The 18,633-nt window shown below is 44.8% G+C and carries 23 protein-coding genes and 1 pseudogene; 9 read left to right on the top strand and 15 right to left on the bottom strand.

Annotation, left to right across the window (positions count from 1 at the left end; translation table 11 throughout):
- Together ACIQZ3_RS09590 and ACIQZ3_RS09595 are read left to right on the top strand one after the other, a co-directional pair.
- A pseudogene (locus ACIQZ3_RS09590) lies at positions 1-987 on the top strand (IS256 family transposase); the annotation flags it as partial.
- Positions 988-1,182: 195 nt separating this feature from the next.
- Complete coding sequence (locus tag ACIQZ3_RS09595; protein WP_397392585.1) at positions 1,183-2,250, top strand: glycosyltransferase family 10 domain-containing protein; 1,068 nt, start codon at positions 1,183-1,185, stop codon at positions 2,248-2,250.
- A gap of 135 nt (positions 2,251-2,385) precedes the next feature.
- Here ACIQZ3_RS09595 and ACIQZ3_RS09600 read toward each other — a convergent pair whose 3' ends face one another.
- The 13 genes from ACIQZ3_RS09600 to ACIQZ3_RS09660 all read right to left on the bottom strand — a co-directional run bounded on the left by ACIQZ3_RS09600 (position 2,386) and on the right by ACIQZ3_RS09660 (position 11,632).
- Positions 2,386-3,360 carry a GDP-L-fucose synthase family protein gene (locus tag ACIQZ3_RS09600; protein WP_397392587.1) on the bottom strand — a complete coding sequence of 325 codons (975 nt, stop codon included), beginning with the start codon at positions 3,358-3,360 and terminating at the stop codon, positions 2,386-2,388.
- A gap of 57 nt (positions 3,361-3,417) precedes the next feature.
- The gene (gene gmd / locus ACIQZ3_RS09605; RefSeq protein ID WP_397392589.1) at positions 3,418-4,560 is read right to left on the bottom strand and encodes a GDP-mannose 4,6-dehydratase; all 1,143 of its coding nucleotides are present in this window, start codon (positions 4,558-4,560) and stop codon (positions 3,418-3,420) included.
- 25 nt (positions 4,561-4,585) lie between these two features.
- Positions 4,586-6,073 carry a mannose-1-phosphate guanylyltransferase/mannose-6-phosphate isomerase gene (locus ACIQZ3_RS09610; RefSeq protein ID WP_397392591.1) on the bottom strand — a complete coding sequence of 496 codons (1,488 nt, stop codon included), beginning with the start codon at positions 6,071-6,073 and terminating at the stop codon, positions 4,586-4,588.
- A 272-nt stretch (positions 6,074-6,345) separates the two neighbouring features.
- Positions 6,346-6,654: an HPP family protein gene (locus ACIQZ3_RS09615; protein ID WP_397392593.1), complete on the bottom strand. Its 309-nt coding sequence runs from the start codon at positions 6,652-6,654 to the stop codon at positions 6,346-6,348.
- 353 nt (positions 6,655-7,007) lie between these two features.
- A complete protein-coding gene (locus ACIQZ3_RS09620) occupies positions 7,008-7,316 on the bottom strand; it encodes a high-potential iron-sulfur protein (protein ID WP_397392595.1) in 309 nt (102 codons plus the stop codon).
- A gap of 148 nt (positions 7,317-7,464) precedes the next feature.
- Positions 7,465-7,683, bottom strand: a complete 219-nt coding sequence (locus ACIQZ3_RS09625; protein WP_397392597.1) for a hypothetical protein — start codon at positions 7,681-7,683, stop codon at positions 7,465-7,467.
- A 14-nt stretch (positions 7,684-7,697) separates the two neighbouring features.
- Positions 7,698-8,477: a GTP cyclohydrolase I gene (locus tag ACIQZ3_RS09630; RefSeq protein WP_397392599.1), complete on the bottom strand. Its 780-nt coding sequence runs from the start codon at positions 8,475-8,477 to the stop codon at positions 7,698-7,700.
- 46 nt (positions 8,478-8,523) lie between these two features.
- Positions 8,524-8,895, bottom strand: coding sequence for an MAPEG family protein (locus ACIQZ3_RS09635; RefSeq protein WP_397392601.1), 372 nt, complete (start codon positions 8,893-8,895; stop codon positions 8,524-8,526).
- Complete coding sequence (gene plsY / locus ACIQZ3_RS09640; protein ID WP_397392603.1) at positions 8,892-9,527, bottom strand: glycerol-3-phosphate 1-O-acyltransferase PlsY; 636 nt, start codon at positions 9,525-9,527, stop codon at positions 8,892-8,894. Before plsY ends, ACIQZ3_RS09635 begins: the two co-directional genes overlap by 4 nt.
- A gap of 55 nt (positions 9,528-9,582) precedes the next feature.
- A complete protein-coding gene (gene xerD, locus ACIQZ3_RS09645) occupies positions 9,583-10,485 on the bottom strand; it encodes a site-specific tyrosine recombinase XerD (RefSeq protein WP_397392629.1) in 903 nt (300 codons plus the stop codon).
- Between the two features lie 19 nt (positions 10,486-10,504).
- Positions 10,505-10,780 carry a BrnA antitoxin family protein gene (locus ACIQZ3_RS09650; protein WP_397392605.1) on the bottom strand — a complete coding sequence of 92 codons (276 nt, stop codon included), beginning with the start codon at positions 10,778-10,780 and terminating at the stop codon, positions 10,505-10,507.
- Positions 10,767-11,066, bottom strand: a complete 300-nt coding sequence (locus ACIQZ3_RS09655) for a BrnT family toxin (RefSeq protein WP_397392607.1) — start codon at positions 11,064-11,066, stop codon at positions 10,767-10,769. The genes ACIQZ3_RS09650 and ACIQZ3_RS09655 overlap by 14 nt, the downstream gene beginning before the upstream one ends.
- An 80-nt stretch (positions 11,067-11,146) precedes the next feature.
- The gene (locus ACIQZ3_RS09660; RefSeq protein ID WP_397392609.1) at positions 11,147-11,632 is read right to left on the bottom strand and encodes a YajQ family cyclic di-GMP-binding protein; all 486 of its coding nucleotides are present in this window, start codon (positions 11,630-11,632) and stop codon (positions 11,147-11,149) included.
- 117 nt (positions 11,633-11,749) lie between these two features.
- On the opposite strand from ACIQZ3_RS09660, the gene murB reads away from it, so the two are divergent.
- The gene (gene murB / locus ACIQZ3_RS09665) at positions 11,750-12,790 is read left to right on the top strand and encodes a UDP-N-acetylmuramate dehydrogenase (RefSeq protein WP_397392611.1); all 1,041 of its coding nucleotides are present in this window, start codon (positions 11,750-11,752) and stop codon (positions 12,788-12,790) included.
- A 2-nt stretch (positions 12,791-12,792) separates the two neighbouring features.
- Here the strand turns inward: murB and xseA are convergent, their stop codons facing one another.
- Positions 12,793-14,007, bottom strand: coding sequence for an exodeoxyribonuclease VII large subunit (xseA, locus tag ACIQZ3_RS09670; RefSeq protein WP_397392613.1), 1,215 nt, complete (start codon positions 14,005-14,007; stop codon positions 12,793-12,795).
- Between the two features lie 314 nt (positions 14,008-14,321).
- Here xseA and ACIQZ3_RS09675 point away from each other — a divergent pair, with 314 nt between their 5' ends.
- From ACIQZ3_RS09675 to adk, 6 genes are all read left to right on the top strand, one after another.
- Positions 14,322-14,948, top strand: coding sequence for a MotA/TolQ/ExbB proton channel family protein (locus ACIQZ3_RS09675; protein ID WP_397392615.1), 627 nt, complete (start codon positions 14,322-14,324; stop codon positions 14,946-14,948).
- Positions 14,945-15,391: an ExbD/TolR family protein gene (locus tag ACIQZ3_RS09680; protein ID WP_397392617.1), complete on the top strand. Its 447-nt coding sequence runs from the start codon at positions 14,945-14,947 to the stop codon at positions 15,389-15,391. Before ACIQZ3_RS09675 ends, ACIQZ3_RS09680 begins: the two co-directional genes overlap by 4 nt.
- A gap of 41 nt (positions 15,392-15,432) precedes the next feature.
- Positions 15,433-16,524, top strand: a complete 1,092-nt coding sequence (lpxK, locus tag ACIQZ3_RS09685) for a tetraacyldisaccharide 4'-kinase (protein WP_397392619.1) — start codon at positions 15,433-15,435, stop codon at positions 16,522-16,524.
- A 19-nt stretch (positions 16,525-16,543) separates the two neighbouring features.
- Positions 16,544-16,723: a Trm112 family protein gene (locus ACIQZ3_RS09690; RefSeq protein WP_397392621.1), complete on the top strand. Its 180-nt coding sequence runs from the start codon at positions 16,544-16,546 to the stop codon at positions 16,721-16,723.
- Between the two features lie 25 nt (positions 16,724-16,748).
- Positions 16,749-17,504, top strand: coding sequence for a 3-deoxy-manno-octulosonate cytidylyltransferase (gene kdsB, locus ACIQZ3_RS09695; RefSeq protein WP_397392623.1), 756 nt, complete (start codon positions 16,749-16,751; stop codon positions 17,502-17,504).
- Between the two features lie 104 nt (positions 17,505-17,608).
- Positions 17,609-18,274, top strand: a complete 666-nt coding sequence (gene adk / locus ACIQZ3_RS09700) for an adenylate kinase (RefSeq protein WP_397392625.1) — start codon at positions 17,609-17,611, stop codon at positions 18,272-18,274.
- 84 nt (positions 18,275-18,358) lie between these two features.
- On the opposite strand, the gene ACIQZ3_RS09705 is transcribed toward adk, so the two are convergent.
- Positions 18,359-18,633: transposase (locus ACIQZ3_RS09705; RefSeq protein ID WP_397392627.1), on the bottom strand; the 275-nt coding region annotated here is incomplete at its 5' end.

Raw genomic sequence — 18,633 nt, forward strand, 5'->3', positions numbered from 1 at the left:
AGATGATTCGCAATGGCTATTTACCAGAACGACCCATCCTGACCGCAGTAGGCCCTGTTCCCGTCAAGGTGCCCAGAGTACGAAACCGCAATAAGCTGGGGGTGCGCTTTAACTCTAATCTGGTGCCAGCGTATATCCGTAAGTCCGCCAGAATGACTGCCGTCATCCCCTAACTCTATCTCAAAGGCATCTCTACTGGGGATATGAGTGAGGCCTTATGTACCTTGCTGGGCGATGATGCTAAGGGGCTCTTAGCCAATGTCGTTGGCCGTCTCAAAGAAGTTTGGGTAACTGAATATAAAACCTGGAATGCCAGAGACCTATCTACCTCAAGCTATATCTACTGGTGGGCTGATGGCATCCATACAGGGGTGCGCGCTGAAGGCTCTAATGGCCAGTGTTTGCTAGTCATCATTGGCGTGCGGCCCGATGGCACTAAAGAGCGTGTGGCTATTGGCGAGGGTTTTGCTGAAACTAAAGAGGCTTGGCTAGCGGCCCACTACTAGCAACAGGTGATGGCGCTCTCGGATTTTGGGCTGCGATGCAAGAAGCCTATCCAGAAACGACTGCTCCGCGCTGCTGGGTGCATAAGATTAAGAATGTCTTCAATGCGCTACCGAAGTCCTTGCACGCCAAAGCCAAAGAAGATCTGCGATCGATCTGGATGGCGCCTGATCTGAAAGCAGCTCAGCAAGCTCTAAATCACTTTGCGCAATGCTACCAAGGCAAATACCCTAAGGCGACAGACAAGGTGATCAAAGACCAAGAGCCATTACTTGCCTTTTACGACTTCCCGGCAGAACGCGTAACTGCGTCAGTAGAAATACCTTCCTAGGCTTAGCTCACAAACTCATCGAAGAGGCGCAGAAATCTTGGCGCATCATCAGAGGCGCTGACAAGATTGAATTACTGTTGAAAGGAGCGCCATTTAAAGACGGAGAGCCCATCTCAAAATCAGCAACAGAACAACAAAAACACGCCGCTTAAACTGAATACAATTTAGGGTTCATGCACAACATTTGACAATAGCTCCTGACATGCAGATAATCATGGTGACTTTTCTAATCAAGGAGGAGTTGATGGGGTTAATGCAATAATGAAACTAAGGCCCCACTCTGAATACCTATTTATGCCAGCAAGGTCGCCAAAAAAGTTTTTGATTACCACGAGATAAAGTTAAATATGCATCCCCTGCAGTGGCTACGTTATCGCCTGGCTAAATTGGTGTATCGCCGAAAGGCGAGACAGTCAGATGCCAGAATTAATGCGTTCAATCAACAGATTTTGCAAACGCATTCATATCAAAGTGCATCTAAGAAAACTGTCTACATAGATGATTTGGATCTGCATTGGTTTTTCACATCGAATTTGTCTTCCACTCGAAACTTTTTGATTGTTAAAAGACCTGAAGATGCGCAATATATTTTCTTCATTACTGTTATGCGTGATTTAGGAGCGATTCAAGGAAAAAAGGTTTTTTTACTTTTCCAAGAGCCCGAGGATTATTCAAATTTATATCGCTGCAACTTCTCTGAGAAATTTTTTTTAGACAACGAGGTAACCGTTGTTAGTCATTTTAAAAACGCAGACTTTATTCTAAAAAATAGTAGGCATCAATATCTTCGAGCATACGCGGGTTATCGCAATTATCATGGCGCTTCTATTGAGGTTCTACAGAGATTAGATCAGCGAGACAGATCCAAAGAAATCTTTTCTATTACCTCTGGTCTTAAAGGAATTGCTGGTAATGTAAAACGTAAACAATTTATTGAGGTACTTGCCTCAAGCAATCCTAATTTTGATTATTTCGGCAGATTTAACAAAGATTCTTTTTCTCTAAAAAACTATAAAGGACTATGCGACTTCAAATTTGAGCTGCTAGGAAGTTACAAATATAATTTGGTGATCGAAAACTCTCCAGTAGAAGACTGGTATATCTCAGAAAAGATCTTCGATGCACTAATATGTGGCTGCTTTCCCATTTATCATGGCACCTCCAAAATCTTTGAAGTATTACCAAAGGAGTGGTTTTATTACCTACCAAGTTTAGAGGTATCTGAGTTAAATAAACTTAATGCCTTTTTAAAAACCAATGCCTACAAAGTCGTGGCGGAAAATAGAAATGAAATAGCAAGCTACATTGATCATAAATTTGGTTTTTACTCAGCTATTGAAGATATCGTCAACGGCAAAAATCTGCAATGCACTATTTACTCAACGCCAGAGGGCAAGGAATACATTAAACGATAATGTTTTTGCGCTTTATCTACACCCTAAGGACGCAAAGGAATAAGACTTTGTTATCGCCCATAGTGCGCGAAAAGGTATATCACTAATCAAGTGCTTTAAATATTGCTACCGCTGTGATCATGGTCCGCTTTATCTTTAATCAAGCTGATCGCAAAAACTTGAATATGCATCAGTTAAACCGTCCTCTAAAGCCATCTTCGGACTCCAACCCAAGGCATTCAGCCGACTGCAATCCATCCACTTTCTGGGTGCCCCATCAGGCTTACTAGGATCAAAGCTGATCTTGCCTTGGTATCCGGTTGCTTTGGCAATCTTACTCGCTAATTCAGCAATCGTAATATCACTTCCAAAGCCCACATTGATATGACTTTGCATTGACTCGGTATGCTGGTCGTAAATTGCTTTATCTAATTCCATAACAAAAAAAGATGCCGCAGCCATATCATCAACATAGAGAAATTCACGTCTTGGAGTGCCAGTCCCCCAAATCAGAACCTCCGGAGCATTACTTAACTTTGCCTCATGAAACCTTCTAATCAATGCAGGAATTACATGACTATTTTCAGGGTGATAGTTATCGCTAGGGCCGTATAAATTAGTTGGCATTACTGAACGATAGTCAACTCCATGGCTTTGGCCATACTGACGGTTATAACTTTCACATAACTTGATACCTGCAATCTTAGCGATAGCGTAAGGCTCATTGGTGGGCTCTAGAGTTCCCGTCAGCAAAGCATTCTCACTCATGGGCTGCTGGGCCAGTTTTGGATAAATACAGCTGGACCCTAAAAACAGAAGTCTTTTAACTCCACTCTCAAAAGCCTGATGAATGACGTTTGCCTCCATCATCAGATTTTGATAAATAAACTCTGCCGGAAAAGTGTTGTTTGCATGAATACCGCCCACCTTGGCGGCAGCTAAATACACCTGGTCAAGCTTTTCTTGCTCAAAGAAATTTGCTACTTGCGCCTGATTGGTTAAATCAAGTTCTGCATGGGTTTTAGTAACAATGTTGCTAAACCCCTTTGCTTGGAGGTTACGCACGATGGCTGAGCCCACCATACCTCGGTGTCCCGCTACATAAATCTTTTGATTCAAATCTGTGCTCATTATTTAGAATTTTAATTATTAGGTTTGCTACTTTTTTAATTCTTTTTTAATTCTTACTTAATTCTCTTTACCAACCGAAACGCTGTGTCCATGCTTTAACAGTAATGCATGTTGCTTAGCCTGATCTAAGTCGTTGACCACCATCTCAAAAATCATTTGATCAAGCGTGATTTCTGGAACCCAGCCCAGCTTTTCTTTGGCTTTAGTAGGATCGCCCAAGAGGGTTTCTACTTCAGTTGGGCGGTAGTAACGTGGATCAATCTGCACAATCACATCACCAACTTTAAGCGCAGGTGCTTTTTCGCCATCTATAGAAGCAACAATAGCCTTTTCATTCTCGGCAGCACCCTCGAACTTTAAGGTAATGCCCAGCTGTTTAGCGCTGCGAGTGATGAATTCACGAACAGTGAACTGCACGCCAGTAGCAATAACAAAATCTTCTGGAACTTCCTGTTGGAGCATCAACCACTGCATGCGTACATAGTCTTTGGCATGACCCCAATCTCGCAACGCATCGATATTGCCCATATAGAGACACTTCTCTAGGCCTTGAGCAATGTTCGCCAAACCACGGGTTACTTTGCGTGTGACAAAGGTTTCACCGCGGCGCTTAGACTCATGATTAAAGAGGATGCCATTACACGCATAGATTCCATAGGCCTCACGATAGTTCACGGTAATCCAATAAGCGTACATCTTGGCAACTGCATATGGGCTTCTAGGATAAAACGGGGTCGTTTCTTTTTGCGGAATCTCTTGCACCAAGCCGTAGAGCTCGGAAGTGGATGCTTGGTAAAAACGTGTTTTCTTCTCAAGGCCTAAGATGCGGATAGCTTCAAGCATGCGCAGCGGACCCATGGCATCGACATCTGCCGTGTACTCAGGGGACTCGAAAGAAACAGCTACGTGAGACTGGGCGCCTAAGTTATAGATTTCATCAGGCTGGCACTCTTGAATGATGCGCACCAAGTTACTGGTATCCGTTAAATCACCATAATGAAGAATTAAATCGGGATGGTTGACGTGCGGATCTTGGTACAAATGATCAATGCGCTCAGTATTAAATGAAGAGGCGCGGCGCTTAATGCCGTGAACGATATACCCTTTTTCCAATAAGAATTCAGCCAGGTAAGAGCCATCTTGGCCGGTGATACCTGTGATGAGGGCAACCTTTTGGGTATTGATTTTATGACTTGTCATATATGTAACTTTTTAATTATCTAAATTAACTTCTGCCATAGGTATCTTCAAAACGCACAATGTCATCTTCGCCAAGATAGCTTCCAGACTGCACCTCAATAATCTCTAAAGGTGTTTTTCCAGGATTGGCTAAACGATGCATTTGTCCTTGTGGTATGTAAGTACTTTGATTTTCGGTCAGCGTGATCATTTGATCGCCATTGGTGATCTCGGCAATACCCTTCACCACTATCCAATGCTCTGCGCGATGGTGATGCATTTGCAAGGAAAGACTTGCTCCTGGCTTCACCTGAATACGCTTCACCTTAAAGCGCTCACCCTCATCAACCGAGTCATACCAACCCCAAGGTCTGGCAACTTTGCGATGTAAATTCTTTTCTTCGCGTTTTTGTGATTCCAGCTGATTGACGATATGTTTTACATCTTGGCTATTTTTTCTATCAGCCACCAGCACTGCGTCCGCAGTCTCAATGATGATGAGATTTTCTATGCCCACCGCGCTCACTAATCTACTACTAGCATGGACTAATGAGTTGCTTGTATTGCTCAGTAAGGTATCGCCACTGGTGACATTACCCTGCTCGTCTTGCTTGCCCACTTGCCAAACTGCATCCCAGGCGCCCAAGTCATTCCAGCCAGCATCCAACTCAACCATCTTGACTGAATATTTGCTACCTGGGCATTTTTCAATCACGGCATAGTCAATGGATTCACTGGGAATGGTATTAAACAGTGCTTTATCTGGACGAATAAAAGTTGTCGCATCAGATCGATCGGTTGACCTTGCTTGCCAAGCTTTTTCCGTAGCGCCAAAAATATCAGGACGAAATTCTTTTAAAGCGTCAAGCCATGTACTTGCACGCAGCACGAACATGCCACTATTCCAAAGGTAGTTACCATCATCTAAATATGCTTGAGCAGTTTGAGCATCTGGTTTTTCAACAAACTGCTCAACGTTGTATTCATAATGAGTGCCCATTTCGGCGCTCCGCCGTATGTAGCCATACCCCGTTTCTGGGGAGGCGGGCGTAATACCTAAGATCGCAATCGTTTGCTTCGAACCATCAGCATCAACTAAGGCAATGCAATGCTTCAAAGCCTTAGTAAACGCTTTTGAATTTTTTACAGTCTGGTCAGCAGGTGTAATTACCAAAATGGGGTCATGCTCCCCATCCTTTGTCTGAAACGCCGCTAAAGTCAAAGCAGGTGCAGTATTGCGACCTGAAAATTCGAGCAATAAAGTAGCTTCAAAGGTCTTTAGTGTGTTTTTTAACTCTCGTAGCTGATCCAAAGCCAAGAAGCGATGGTCTTCATTAGTCACAATTAGGGTATCGCTCAACTGAATATTGGCGCCATCAATCGCATTGAGTCTTTGGACGGCTTGCTGAAAAAGGCTCTCGCTTGAATCACCCCCCGAAAGCACTAGAAACTGCTTTGGAAAACCTGAGCGTGATAACGGCCACAATCGAGTGCCGGATCCGCCGCAGAGAATAACTGGGGTAACTTGAGTCATTTAATGAAAATACTTATCGTTCTTATAAATTAGATAGTAATTTTATAGGGTTATGAAGCTCATCCACATTTATTGGGATATGCACGGGCGCCAGTCACCATAAATTAAAAAATACCAAGAGATTTCATTATGACTGCAAGCGACGCACCAAAAATTAATGTCTGATACTCCGTTATAGAGTGCGCCCAATCCCTTAAAAAGAAAAATACGGGCAAATATCACAATTACGACATCAAAGACTGCATTGCCTCTACAGCAGCCACTAAGCAAAATTAATTTGGCTTAGTGGGGTATGGTTTACCAGTTAGATTGCTGTAAACCGCCCCGGCCATCACTAGCAATATCGAATCCACCATTGCCGGGAAAAAAGCATAGCGGTAATGCATCACGTGCCCCAGCACCACAATCAAAGCTACCGCTGCAGCTGGTGGGTGCAGGCAACGCAAGGTAAACATACCCAAGATAGATAGGCTGGCAGCTAAAGGCATTGCTAATAAAGGCTCGCTAACCAAATGAATCGTTGCGATACCGATTAAAGCGGATAGGATATTGCCGGCAATCACCGCCCAAGGCTGGGCCATAGGGCTCTGCGGCAAGGCAAAAACTAGCAAAGCACTTGCCCCCCCCCAGGGAAGCCATAAGCCACTCATCCAGACCGCTAAGCTCACCAAGGTACTTAGCAGTAGTGAGTGCTAACATAAGACCAATAAAAGCCCCCAGAACCGACCGTATTCTCTCTACCCACAACACATGGGGCTGATCACCACCCAGATAAAAGGAGTAGTGCTTGAGTAGGTTCTTGTATTTAGGTCTCATGTTTTTTTATTGATATTTCTGAGCAATCATAAACCTGCATGCAATGGGAGCAAATCTGCGGGTCCAATAAAAAAGGCTGCCGAAGCAGCCTTTGAATCAAGCTAATACGAATACCGTATTAAGCCCTCTTAGCGTAAGCAGAGCACCAGCCCTTACCAGCAACTTGCTTGCCAGCAAACAATGAACAACCGCCAGCAGCTGAACCAGCTTTACCTTGATAAAGGGCGCAGTTATCGCACTGTTGACCAGCAGCGTACTTAGCGTACTTAGCTTTGTCTACCTTAGAGGCATCAGCCTTGTAACCCAAAGCGGCAGCTTGTGGATCAGTCTCAGCAACCATTGCTTGAGCTTGAACTTTACCGTTCAAAGCCAAGGTGCAAGCACCAGCAGCGGACAAAATCATAAATTGGCGGCGACTATTTTTCATACGTTCTCCAGAGAGTGAAATAGAACAAAATATGTAACTCTGAGGATCATAGATCAGATAAAATTAGTCAGCTATTAGCAATGTAAGTATTTGATTTATATGTCTATTTTGTTGAGAATTGTTCTCAAGTTGAATTTACTACCAAGATCTAATGCCAACCCTTGAGATTCATGCAGCTAATACGCTGTTTTATGTGGGCACCTGACCCTGACTCGGGATACGATTGCGCACAATCCAAAGCATCTTGACGAAATGTTGCTTTATTGTTTTTAGCTGGGTCAGTATTGACATCCGGATACAAAGAGCATCCCACCAGAAATGTAAAGATAACTCCAGTTAAATACTGACCTAATTTAGAAGGCGTCATTGGTTGGCTCTTGCTTACCTTTTATCAAGGAGAGACAAAAACTCTCGACGCAAATTCGAGTCCTTAAGGAAGGCGCCGCGCATCACGCTATTAACCATCTTCGAGTCACGATCTTTAACACCACGCCATTGCATACAGAAGTGATCTGCATCCATCACAATCGCAACACCAATCGGCTTAATTTTTTTCTCAAGCATATCCGCCAACTCCACTACCGCCTCTTCCTGAATCTGTGGACGACACATGACCCATTCAGTTAGGCGTGAGTATTTTGATAAACCAATCAAGGCAGACTCTTTGCTTGGTAATACCCCAATCCAAACACGACCCATGATTGGGCAGAGGTGATGAGAGCAAGCACTGCGAACAGTAATGGGGCCAATAATCATCAACTCATTGAGGCGACTGACATTCGGAAACTTGGTCAGCGTTGGTTGCTCTATATAGCGTCCATTAAATACTTCTTTAACAAACATCTTAGCGACGCGTTGGCTAGTATTTTTAGTATTGTGATCACTCTCAGTATCAATCACTAAGCTTTCTAAAACAGCCTGCATCTTTTCTGCCACTTCATCTACCAGGCCCTCTAACTCACCAGGCTGAATGAATTTAGAGATATTGTCATTTGCATGAAAGCGTGCCTTTTGCGCTTCAATACGCCGACGAATTACTACAGACAATGGTGTGCCAGCATCACTCTTTTTAGCGGCAATTTTTTTAGTTGGCTTAACGCTAGAGGCTTTCTTGGCAGGAAGCTTGCTAGCCGTCTTCGTAGGAATTTTTTTAGTAGGCATATAAATTGAATGTCTCGATGATTTTTGTAAATTACTTTTAGTTCTCTTAAATCTGGAAGAAGATGCTGACGACACAGGCAATGCCAGCAAGCCACACAGCAGATCGAGTAGTTGGCCAATCGGCTACATAGCAAATGAGGTAGGCAATGCGCGCCGTAACAAATCCAATAGCCAGTAAATCAACTCGCCCCTGCGGAGCATTTGCGATGCTTGCAATAATGACTGCCGCAAAGAAGAATGGAAGAGATTCAAAAAGGTTGGCTTGCGCCGCATTGGCTCGCGCCCGAAATCCCGTCTGCTTAGCCAGCCACTGTCTTGGCATGCCATTGTCATAACCCTCAAAACCTTTTTTAGCAATGCCTGCCGCTACATAAGGAAATAAGCCCATAAACAGAACACACCAGTAAGCAATCGTCATGACTGACCTTTTTTCTTTGAGCCAATACGTGACTCAGTGCCATTCATCAGATTTTGGATATTGCTACGATGACGCCATATCAATAGTAAGCACACCACCAGCAAAGCAATGCTCATAGACTGGAAACCAAATAAGAAAACAAAATAGACCGGACCAAAAACAGCAGCTGCTAAAGCTGCCAGAGATGAGTAACGCATAAACATCGCCACAATGATCCAGGTGCCCAGAGTGGCTAAACCCAAAATCCAATTAATGCCAAACAAAATTCCGCAGGCAGTAGCAACCCCTTTACCACCCTTGAAACCATGGAAGATTGGAAACAAATGCCCCAAGAACACAGCTATCACGACGCCACATAACAACCAAGAATTGAGGGTTGATGTCAGAGATTCATCGCCGAGCAATACTCTTGCCAACATTACTGCGAAGTAACCTTTAAGTGCGTCGCCAATTAAGGTGAGCGCCGCTGCAAGCTTATTGCCTGTTCGAAGAACATTAGTTGCTCCTGGATTCCCAGAGCCATAAGAATGGGGGTCGGGCAAACGCATGCACTTACTCACCACTACCGCAAAAGAGATAGAACCAATTAGGTAGGCAATGGGAATGAGTAATGGATCGAAGGTTAAATTCATGTTGATATCTTAATCACTTATTGCATTGTTGACGGCTGTAGAGACTAATACGCCCTCAACTACCTCTAGGATGATGTTGCTGATGGATCGATTTAAGACGCTCTCTAGCCACATGGGTATAAATCTGGGTAGTCGAGATATCAGCATGGCCTAAAAGGAGTTGTACCACCCTTAAATCTGCTCCGTGGTTCAGCAAGTGGGTAGCAAATGCATGGCGCAGTGTATGCGGAGATAAGGCAACGGGGATATTGGCAATGGTGGCGTATCGCTTGATCAGAGCCCAAAAAGCCTGCCGAGTTAATCCCGTCCCTGTATGGCGCCCAATAAATACGGCATCCGAAGTCTTACCTTCAAGTAATGGCGTTCTGGCATCAGCAAGATAGCGACGCAACCACTGACCCGCTTCACCACCAAATGGTACTAATCGTTCTTTGCCGCCTTTACCATTCACCACCCTAATAACACCTTCGTTTAATCCTAGAGCAACCGTCTTTAAAGCAACGATTTCTGAAACGCGCAAGCCACTGGCATACATCAACTCCAACATAGTGCGATCGCGTAATCCTAATGATGTCTCCACATCAGGCGCGTTAAGCAAGGCGGTGACCTGATCTTCACTTAATGTTTTAGGGAGGCGTAATGCTTGCTTAGCAGCACGCAAACCAATGCAAGGATCACTTTTCACCAAGTTCATGCGCAGAGCATGACGATAAAAGCGTTTGAATACAGTCAGCCGCCGATTAGCAGTGGTTGCTTTATCAGCTCGGCGATATGCAATGTATGCAGTGAGATCTTTTTCAGTGACCCTATAGAGATCGGTGCCCGAATCATTTTGAAGCCACTGGGCCAAGAGCAATAAGTCTCGACGATAAGCGGACAAACTGTTTTGAGTTAACCCATCCTCCAACCAACAAGCATCGCAGAAGCGCTCAATAGCCTCTTGGCTTATGGGATGCATGTCACTTTTGATCACAAAATTACTTAGTTACTTCTTCCAATTTTTCTGCCAACCAAATTTTCATCAAAGACTGATAGGGTACATCTATCTTGTTGGCCTGCAACTTAATGCCCTCTAGAAAGCTTTGCGACAGACGCAAAGATATAGAAGCTGTTGTAGGCTTTAAATTGGGAATGGTTACCCGCTTGGCCTTTGACAAGTCAAAGTAATCAGCGGCATCATTTTTTTCCCAAAAGATGCGCTCCTCTTTTTCATCCTTAAAGGATGGAATGGCTAATTTATTAGGCTTTTTCATAGAATGCCCTTTCTTTCTTACTCATCGATCTTGCTGAGACTATACGAATCAAAGTTTCCTGACTACGCAGAGTAAAAATAATTGATAAAAGTCTCATGGTGTTGGTAACCCCCAAAGCGAGAAAACGACTCTCCTTATGGCTATGTTTCTCATCACCCTCAATCAGTAAAGGTTGATTGAAGAAAATCTCCTCTACCTCACCTTGAGAAACATCGTGCTTATTGTGATTCTTATAAGCATTCCCCGCATCCCATTGAAACCCAACTATTTTTTGAAAATCGATCATTTATGTATATTAATATAATATACATTTCCACAAGCTGCAAGTGGGTATTGCGGCATACCCACTCACACTTTTAGACCAAATTAGTCACGGAAGTTATTAAAGCCTAATGGAGCCTCGCTAACTTCTTTCTTGAGCATAGCCATTGTTTCTTGCAAGTCATCGCGCTTAGTACCTGTTACGCGCACCGCATCACCCTGAATACTGGCCTGGACTTTGATCTTGCTGTCTTTAATGATGCGCACTACTTTTTTAGCCAACTCAGAAGTAATGCCTTTTTGGATCTTCATGGTTTGCTTGCGCTTATCGCTACCAATAGTCTCTTTTTTATCATCCTTGAGGTAACGCACGTCTACGTTGCGTTTAGCCATCTTGCCGTAGAGAACGTCACGCACTTGACCCAACTTAAAGTCGTCATCGCCAAACAAGATCAAAGTCTCGTCCTTTTGCTCAACTCGGCTATCAGAACCTTTAAAGTCAAAACGATTAGCAATCTCTTTGTTGGATTGCTCGATTGCGTTTTTCAACTCAATCATGTCAGGCTCACACACTACGTCAAATGAGGGCATCTCAAACTCCTTAAATAATCTGGGTAATCAATTCTGTAAATTCAATCATTGCATTGTTACTTTTCAAGTTTTTTCATAAATTACGAACAGAAACTCGAACACGAATAAGATTGTGGCATGAACTCCGCGAAAAATGCGCCCAATCCAGCAAAATTGACCCCCAATCTGGGACTCAAGCACCGGAACAGCTTCGGCCTGGATTCCACAGCAGAATTAGCCTACGAGATCACATCCGCAGAGCAGTTGCCAGACCTCTTGAGAGGGCTTAAGGATAAAAAAATCACCTGGCGTGCATTAGGCGGCGGAAGCAATGTGATTCTTCCAGAATCTTTGCCTGGAGCAACCCTACTCATCAATATTTTGGGTCAGGAAATGATTCGCTCCAATAATGAAAGCTCCTGGCTCTCCGTGGGTGCCGGTGTTAATTGGCATGAATTCGTTTCCTGGACGCTAGATAACAATCTCCCGGGATTTGAGAACCTCGCACTCATACCGGGTACTGTTGGCGCCGCGCCCATTCAAAATATTGGAGCATACGGTGTAGAGATGGGCGAATACATCGACAACATCGAAGCATTTGATTCTGCGGCCCATGCCTTTGTCACTCTCCCGAAGGAGGCATGTCGATTTGCCTATCGCGATAGCTATTTCAAGCAAAATCCCAATCGATTTATTGTGACAAAGGTCGTTTTTAAAATCCCCAAGGCTTGGCAAGCACGATTGCAGTACGCGGATCTAGCAAAGCAATTTAGTGAATCAAATTCCAACCCAAGTGCAAAGCAAATTTTTAATGCGGTATGCGCTATCCGATCTAAAAAATTACCAGATCCTGCAGTGATAGGTAATGCTGGAAGCTTCTTTCAGAATCCGATTGTGGATAAGAATCAATATGATCTACTGATTCAGCAATTCCCAGACTTAGTGTCCTACCCCGATGGGCTAGATAAACGTAAGCTAGCAGCTGGTTGGTTAATCGATCAGTGCGGCTTCAAGGGCAAGCGGATTGGTCCCGTTGGCGTTTATGAAAAACAAGCGCTAGTCCTAGTCAATCATGGCGGCGGTATATCAACAGATATCCTAGGTTTAGCAAAAAATATTCAAGAAGAAGTATTGCGTAAATTCGGTGTACAACTTGAAATTGAGCCAAATATTCTTTAGCTTTACTTCAGCAACTCAACCTTAGCAAACTCAATCTCTACTTGGCCTTCAGCCAAGCGCACCTGAAACGCATTCTCTGTATTGAGCTCATTTGGATTGCGTACTGCATGTATTGCTTGCTCTTCCTTACTTAGGATTACCGCATAGCCACGCTCAAGCGTTCTTTGTGGGTTGAGCATTTCAAGCTGAGATTGGAAATGGCCTTGATCACGCTTCCAATTTTTAACCCTCACTAGCCATGCTTGGTTGAGTCGTTTTTGCCAACCGCTAATTTGCTCACGCATACGATCAGGGTTAGGCAGAGCATGACTGAGACGCAAGGCTAATTGATCCAAGGTTTGCGCTTCACGCTCTACTCGCTGATTTACCCTTTGTAGCAATGCTTGCATGATGGCATCAAGCTCTTGCAACATTTGATCGCGTCTCGGCGCTGCTAATTCTGCCGCGCCCGTAGGGGTGGGTGCACGCAAATCAGCAACAAAGTCAGCAATCGTGACATCCGTTTCATGACCAACACCACTGACTATTGGGATGGGTGATTGTGCAATCGCATAAGCCAGCTTCTCATCATTAAATGCCCATAAGTCTTCAATGCTGCCACCGCCACGCACCAGCAAAATCACATCGACTGCATTTTCTTTTTCAGCGGCTTTCAGAGCGGAAATAATTCCAGCTGGTGCATCTGGTCCTTGAACCAAGGTTGGATAAATCACAATTGGTATATGCGGTGCTCTTCTAGCAAGCGTGCTTAAGACATCCTTTAGCGCTGCAGCCTGCGGCGAGGTAATGATGCCGATCGATCTCGGATGAGTTGGAATGGGACGCTTATTCTCAGCATCAAATAAACCTTCTTTGGCGAGCTTGGCTTTGAGCTTTAAAAAGGCTTCATAAAGACCGCCCATGCCAGCTCGGCGCATGCTTTGTACCGTCAGCTGAATATCCCCACGCGGAACATAGAACCCTAGATTGGCTGCAAGCTCTACCAAATCCCCCGCTTGGGGCATAAATCCCACTTGGCCATTGCGACCCCTAAACATCACGCAGCGGATCTGCCCCTCCTCATCCTTGAGAGAGAAGTACCAGTGTCCACTGTCATAGGCCTTGAAATTGGAAATCTCCCCGCTCACCCAAACGGTATCGAAGCGCTCCTCCAAAGAGCTCGCAATGGCGCGGTTTAGATCGCCAACACTGAGGATTTCCCTTAATATTTCCGACATTTTTTCTCGTTTTCTACGCAAGCATCAGGTGTTGAGGCCAATAAATATCCACAGAAACTTATTCACTCTTAGTCTAGTGTCCAGAAGTGAGTAATTACTGACCCAAACCATCTCATAAAACCAACAGACAATCTCTATCCCATTGATTTATATCATTAATTATTAAGCTCTATCTTAGACTGAATCCCAGAAAATAGGTAGTCATCACCATCAATCAAGGACTTACAGCACGACTACTAAAAAGTTTTGCACAGAGTTATCCACAGGATAGCTTTATGAAAACGGGTTTTTAATTCAGCTAAAGTACTGAGCTTATGTACTCAATCTTACTGTCTGCTGGTTGGCCTATCTGGCCCCTTCTTATCATCTCCATTATCGGGTTGGCCATTGTTATTGAGCGTGCCTGGTATTTGCGGCAACTTCACATATTCCCGAAGGGTAGTCTAGAAACGGTATTTGGCCTAACCAATACCATTTACCAGAAAAAAACAGTCTCAGAATCGGAAATTAGCGCCATTGGTCAACTTTCCCCAGTAGGCAGCCTCTTTGCCTGCATCCTTCGAGAAAAAGCCTCCAGCAGCTCGGCAGACTCGGCCTTAGAAGAATTACAAGCCAGCGCCCAATCCACCTGGTTAAAGTTAGATCGCTATCTTGGCATCTTAGCCACCATTGCGACCGTTGCCCCCCTCTTGGGACTCTTTGGAACCGTTGTCGGCATGATTGAAATCTTTGGCAGTCAAGGCGTCGGCAGTCCTCAACAACTAGCGCATGGCATCTCTATTGCTCTGTACAACACAGCTTTTGGTTTACTGATTGCCATTCCTGCTCTGGCTGCATGGCGCGGTCTGCGTGCAATGGCAAATCAACGCCAACATGAGTGCGAAGAATTTACCCGTCAATTATTTAAAAAACTCTATCCACATACTGCGGATACAAAATGAGTTGGTTAGAAAATAAGCTTCGGTATCGAGGTCAATTTTCATTAGGGATGAATGCATCTCCAATAGAGCCTGAGATCAATCTCATTCCTTTTATTGATGTGTTGCTAGTAGTGCTGATCTTTCTGATGATCTCCACAACATTTACTCGCTACCAAGAGTTGGCCATCACCCTACCTACCGCCAATGGTGCAGCAAGTCAGTCGGAGGTGAAGCAAATTCATATTGCAGTCAGTCGTGATGGGCGCTTTGCTATTAATGGCAAAGTGACTGACCGCAGCCAACTGAGCAATAGCCTCAATGCGCTCAACAAAGACAATGCCATCCAAGTCAATATTGATGCGGATGCCAAAGCCCCTCACCAGGCGGTCATGAGCGCTTTAGAAGCTGCACGTGATGCCAACCTATCTAATATTGTATTTAGCAGTCAAACTACCAAGAAATAATCCAACACACTAAAAGCATTGAGCAAAACAAGTCGCCTTAAATGTCATTGCCAAAAAAATCTTCTTTCTTTAATAAGCCCCCCCGGTTTTGGGAAAGGCGTGGGCCAACCAGCCTCATCCTCTGGCCTTTATCTAAGATTTACGGTTGGGTAAATCAAGTCTTAGATTTGGTAAATGAGCTCAACTTAGAAAGACGTAAACCAGCCCCGGTTCCAATCATTATTGTTGGCAATATTCGCGTAGGCGGGACTGGTAAAACTCCAATCGTCATTGCCTTAGCTGAGCAACTCGCACGCATGGGTTGGAAGCCTGGAATTATTAGTAGAGGTTATGGGGGCAATGTATCAAGCACGCCTCGCCAAGTGAAAAGCAATTCCAATCCTGCAGAAGTTGGTGATGAACCCGTCTTAATTGCCAAGCGGACAGACAATCAGTTTCCGATTTGGGTCCATCCCAAACGAACCCTCAGTATTCAGCCTCTGCTGAGATACGATCCCTCGGTGAACGTCATCATTAGCGATGATGGCTTACAGCATCGAAGCCTGCTGCGCTGGCCTGCCCGCGAAGGAGGTCGTGATATTGAATTTGTAGTGCGCGATCAACGTGGCGAAGGCAATGGCTTCTTGCTACCTGCCGGTCCCTTACGTGAGCTTGCATCACGCGAGCGAGATGCGACTTTAATGACTGGGGCCATCACACCCTCCAATCACATCGATGAATACTTTTTAGGGCGACGCGCTTTCACGCTAAGCAGTCAACTGGGTACGCCCTATCAACTAAATAATTCAAGCAATACACAATCCTTATCATCCATTGCAGACACCTTTCTTCCAAATAAGATTACCGCTGTCGCTGCAATTGGTAATCCACAACGCTTTTTTGATGACTTACTGAAGCAGGGGATTGCAGGTAAATGCATTGGATTGGCTGACCACGCTAACTACAGCCCGGAATTTTTCTCTGCCATCAATGCTGAATGCATCCTGATTACCGAAAAGGATGCCGTAAAATGCACCTCAATACAGGATGAACGCATTTGGGTAGTTCCGATGAGTTTAGAGATTTCAAATACATTGGCAGAATGGTTGCAATCGATTTTGCAAAGACCTGATCCAAATCAATATACCTTATAAGAAATAGTAAAGATCAAATATGGACAAGCGCTTATTAGAGATTTTGGTCTGCCCTTTGTGCAAAAGCACTTTGCATTTGGATGCAGAAAAACATGAGCTCATCTGCAAAGCGGATTGCGTGGCATACCCAATTCGTAATGACATTCCTGTCATGATCGTTGAAGAAGCCCGCAGTCTTTCTGCCGATGAAATCAATTAACTGTTGATCAGGTCAAATCCAGTTCATGAGCGTGAAGCCTCCCGAATTTTTAGTGGTCATTCCTGCAAGGCTGGGATCTACTCGCCTACCTCGCAAGCCGCTCGCTGATATTGGTGGCAAGCCAATGGTGATTCGTGTGGCTGAGCGTGCCCAGCAATCAAATGCCCAAAGCGTTGTAGTAGCAACCGACTCACCAGAAATTCAGGCAGCGTGTGATGAACATCGGATCGAGTGCTTATTAACTAGCGCAGATCACCCGACTGGAACAGACCGTATTGCAGAAGTAGCACAACTATTAAAACTTCCAGCAGATACTTTGGTAGTCAATGTGCAAGGCGATGAACCGCTTATTCCCCCAGAGTTAATCAATCAGGTTGCTCAAACTTTGGCTGACAATGCCGCATGTGCAATTTCGACTGTAGCAGTACCGATTGTTGATGCCGCAGAAATTAATAACCCGAATGTGGTCAAAGTAGTCCTCAATCGCTCTAATGAGGCGCTGTACTTCTCTAGATCCACTATTCCGTTTGTACGGGATCCGAACTCTGAGCAAGCAGTCACTCATTTACGTCACTTGGGTATCTACGCCTATCGGGCTGATTTTCTGCAGGCTTACACCCGCCTTGAGCCGGCGCCGCCGGAACAGGCGGAGGCCTTAGAACAGCTTCGCGCCCTCTGGAATGGCTACCGTATTGCAGTCCATACTGCCAGCGAAGCCCCGCAAGCTGGGGTTGATACAGCTGAAGACCTCGAGCGGGTTCGCCTCATCTTGGCCGGCTAGCCCAGAATCTGGTTGCCCTGACGTTCTCGGGGATAATCCTAGGAATTAGTTACAAAGGATCCCGAAAAAATACGGGACAATGAGGGTCTTCTAAGGGGAAAACAATGCGGTTGATTCTGCTCGGTGCACCAGGTGCTGGCAAAGGAACACAAGCTCAGTTCATTTGCGAAAAATTTGCTATTCCACAAATCTCGACAGGCGACATGTTGCGCGCTGCCGTTAAAGCTGGAACTGAACTTGGCATTGCTGCTAAAAAAATTATGGATGCTGGCGGCCTTGTTTCCGATGACATCATCATTGGTTTGGTAAAAGATCGTTTAACTCAACCTGATTGCAGCAAGGGTTACTTGTTTGATGGCTTCCCAAGAACCATTCCCCAAGCGCAAGCCATGAAAGATGCTGGCGTGCCAATCGACTACGTTTTAGAAATCGATGTACCGTTTAATGCCATTATTGATCGCATGAGCGGTCGTCGCGTTCACCCAGCTTCAGGTCGTACTTATCACGTCACCTTCAACCCACCAAAAGTGGAAGGTAAGGATGATGTCACTGGCGAAGCCTTAATTCAGCGTGATGATGACAAAGAAGAAACCGTTCGCAAGCGCCTGCAGGTTTACAACGATCAGACTCGTCCGCTAGTGGAGTACTACTCTACCTGGGCAACACAAAGTAATGCAGCTGACAAAGTAAAGGCTCCGGCCTATCGCAAGGTTAGTGGTACTGGAAACGTTGATGACATTACTGCATCAATCTTTGCAGTATTGAAGTAAGTGAATTAAAACGCCAAGTTCGACAACTTACGAACGATAAAAAAGGACTGCAATGAACTGACCCACAAAAGTTGGACAGTTTATTTAGGTTACCAGAAGGGATTGAGTTCGGTATTGCACTGGGCTTAATCCCTTTAGTTTTTGTTTGATTCGATCATGGTTGTAGTGGTGGATATATTCCTTTAGCCCTGCTTTAAACGACTGCACACTCTCAAACTTCTCTCGATAGAAGAACTCGGTCTTCATGATCCCAAGCCAGTTTTCCATGACGGCGTTATCTAAGCAGTTCCCTTTTCTAGACATGCTTTGGGTAAGACCCTTTTGCTTGAGAGCCATCTGGTATGGTGCGATTCGATAAT

The organism is Polynucleobacter sp. (assembly GCF_044342855.1).
Lineage (GTDB): Bacteria > Pseudomonadota > Gammaproteobacteria > Burkholderiales > Burkholderiaceae > Polynucleobacter.

Coding starts and splice junctions, on each gene's coding strand:
- xseA (WP_397392613.1), bottom strand. CDS start 14,007: ATGTCGGAAATATTAAGGGAAATCCTCAGTGTTGGCGATCTAAACCGC.
- ACIQZ3_RS09655 (WP_397392607.1), bottom strand. CDS start 11,066: ATGATCGATTTTCAAAAAATAGTTGGGTTTCAATGGGATGCGGGGAAT.
- adk (WP_397392625.1), top strand. CDS start 17,609: ATGCGGTTGATTCTGCTCGGTGCACCAGGTGCTGGCAAAGGAACACAA.
- ACIQZ3_RS09635 (WP_397392601.1), bottom strand. CDS start 8,895: ATGACGATTGCTTACTGGTGTGTTCTGTTTATGGGCTTATTTCCTTAT.
- ACIQZ3_RS09650 (WP_397392605.1), bottom strand. CDS start 10,780: ATGAAAAAGCCTAATAAATTAGCCATTCCATCCTTTAAGGATGAAAAA.
- ACIQZ3_RS09660 (WP_397392609.1), bottom strand. CDS start 11,632: ATGCCCTCATTTGACGTAGTGTGTGAGCCTGACATGATTGAGTTGAAA.
- ACIQZ3_RS09625 (WP_397392597.1), bottom strand. CDS start 7,683: ATGACGCCTTCTAAATTAGGTCAGTATTTAACTGGAGTTATCTTTACA.
- ACIQZ3_RS09615 (WP_397392593.1), bottom strand. CDS start 6,654: ATGGCCCAGCCTTGGGCGGTGATTGCCGGCAATATCCTATCCGCTTTA.
- plsY (WP_397392603.1), bottom strand. CDS start 9,527: ATGAATTTAACCTTCGATCCATTACTCATTCCCATTGCCTACCTAATT.
- kdsB (WP_397392623.1), top strand. CDS start 16,749: ATGAGCGTGAAGCCTCCCGAATTTTTAGTGGTCATTCCTGCAAGGCTG.
- murB (WP_397392611.1), top strand. CDS start 11,750: ATGAACTCCGCGAAAAATGCGCCCAATCCAGCAAAATTGACCCCCAAT.
- ACIQZ3_RS09610 (WP_397392591.1), bottom strand. CDS start 6,073: ATGACTCAAGTTACCCCAGTTATTCTCTGCGGCGGATCCGGCACTCGA.
- ACIQZ3_RS09690 (WP_397392621.1), top strand. CDS start 16,544: ATGGACAAGCGCTTATTAGAGATTTTGGTCTGCCCTTTGTGCAAAAGC.
- ACIQZ3_RS09675 (WP_397392615.1), top strand. CDS start 14,322: ATGTACTCAATCTTACTGTCTGCTGGTTGGCCTATCTGGCCCCTTCTT.
- ACIQZ3_RS09620 (WP_397392595.1), bottom strand. CDS start 7,316: ATGAAAAATAGTCGCCGCCAATTTATGATTTTGTCCGCTGCTGGTGCT.
- xerD (WP_397392629.1), bottom strand. CDS start 10,485: ATGCATCCCATAAGCCAAGAGGCTATTGAGCGCTTCTGCGATGCTTGT.
- lpxK (WP_397392619.1), top strand. CDS start 15,433: ATGTCATTGCCAAAAAAATCTTCTTTCTTTAATAAGCCCCCCCGGTTT.
- ACIQZ3_RS09630 (WP_397392599.1), bottom strand. CDS start 8,477: ATGCCTACTAAAAAAATTCCTACGAAGACGGCTAGCAAGCTTCCTGCC.
- ACIQZ3_RS09595 (WP_397392585.1), top strand. CDS start 1,183: ATGCATCCCCTGCAGTGGCTACGTTATCGCCTGGCTAAATTGGTGTAT.
- ACIQZ3_RS09600 (WP_397392587.1), bottom strand. CDS start 3,360: ATGAGCACAGATTTGAATCAAAAGATTTATGTAGCGGGACACCGAGGT.
- ACIQZ3_RS09680 (WP_397392617.1), top strand. CDS start 14,945: ATGAGTTGGTTAGAAAATAAGCTTCGGTATCGAGGTCAATTTTCATTA.
- gmd (WP_397392589.1), bottom strand. CDS start 4,560: ATGACAAGTCATAAAATCAATACCCAAAAGGTTGCCCTCATCACAGGT.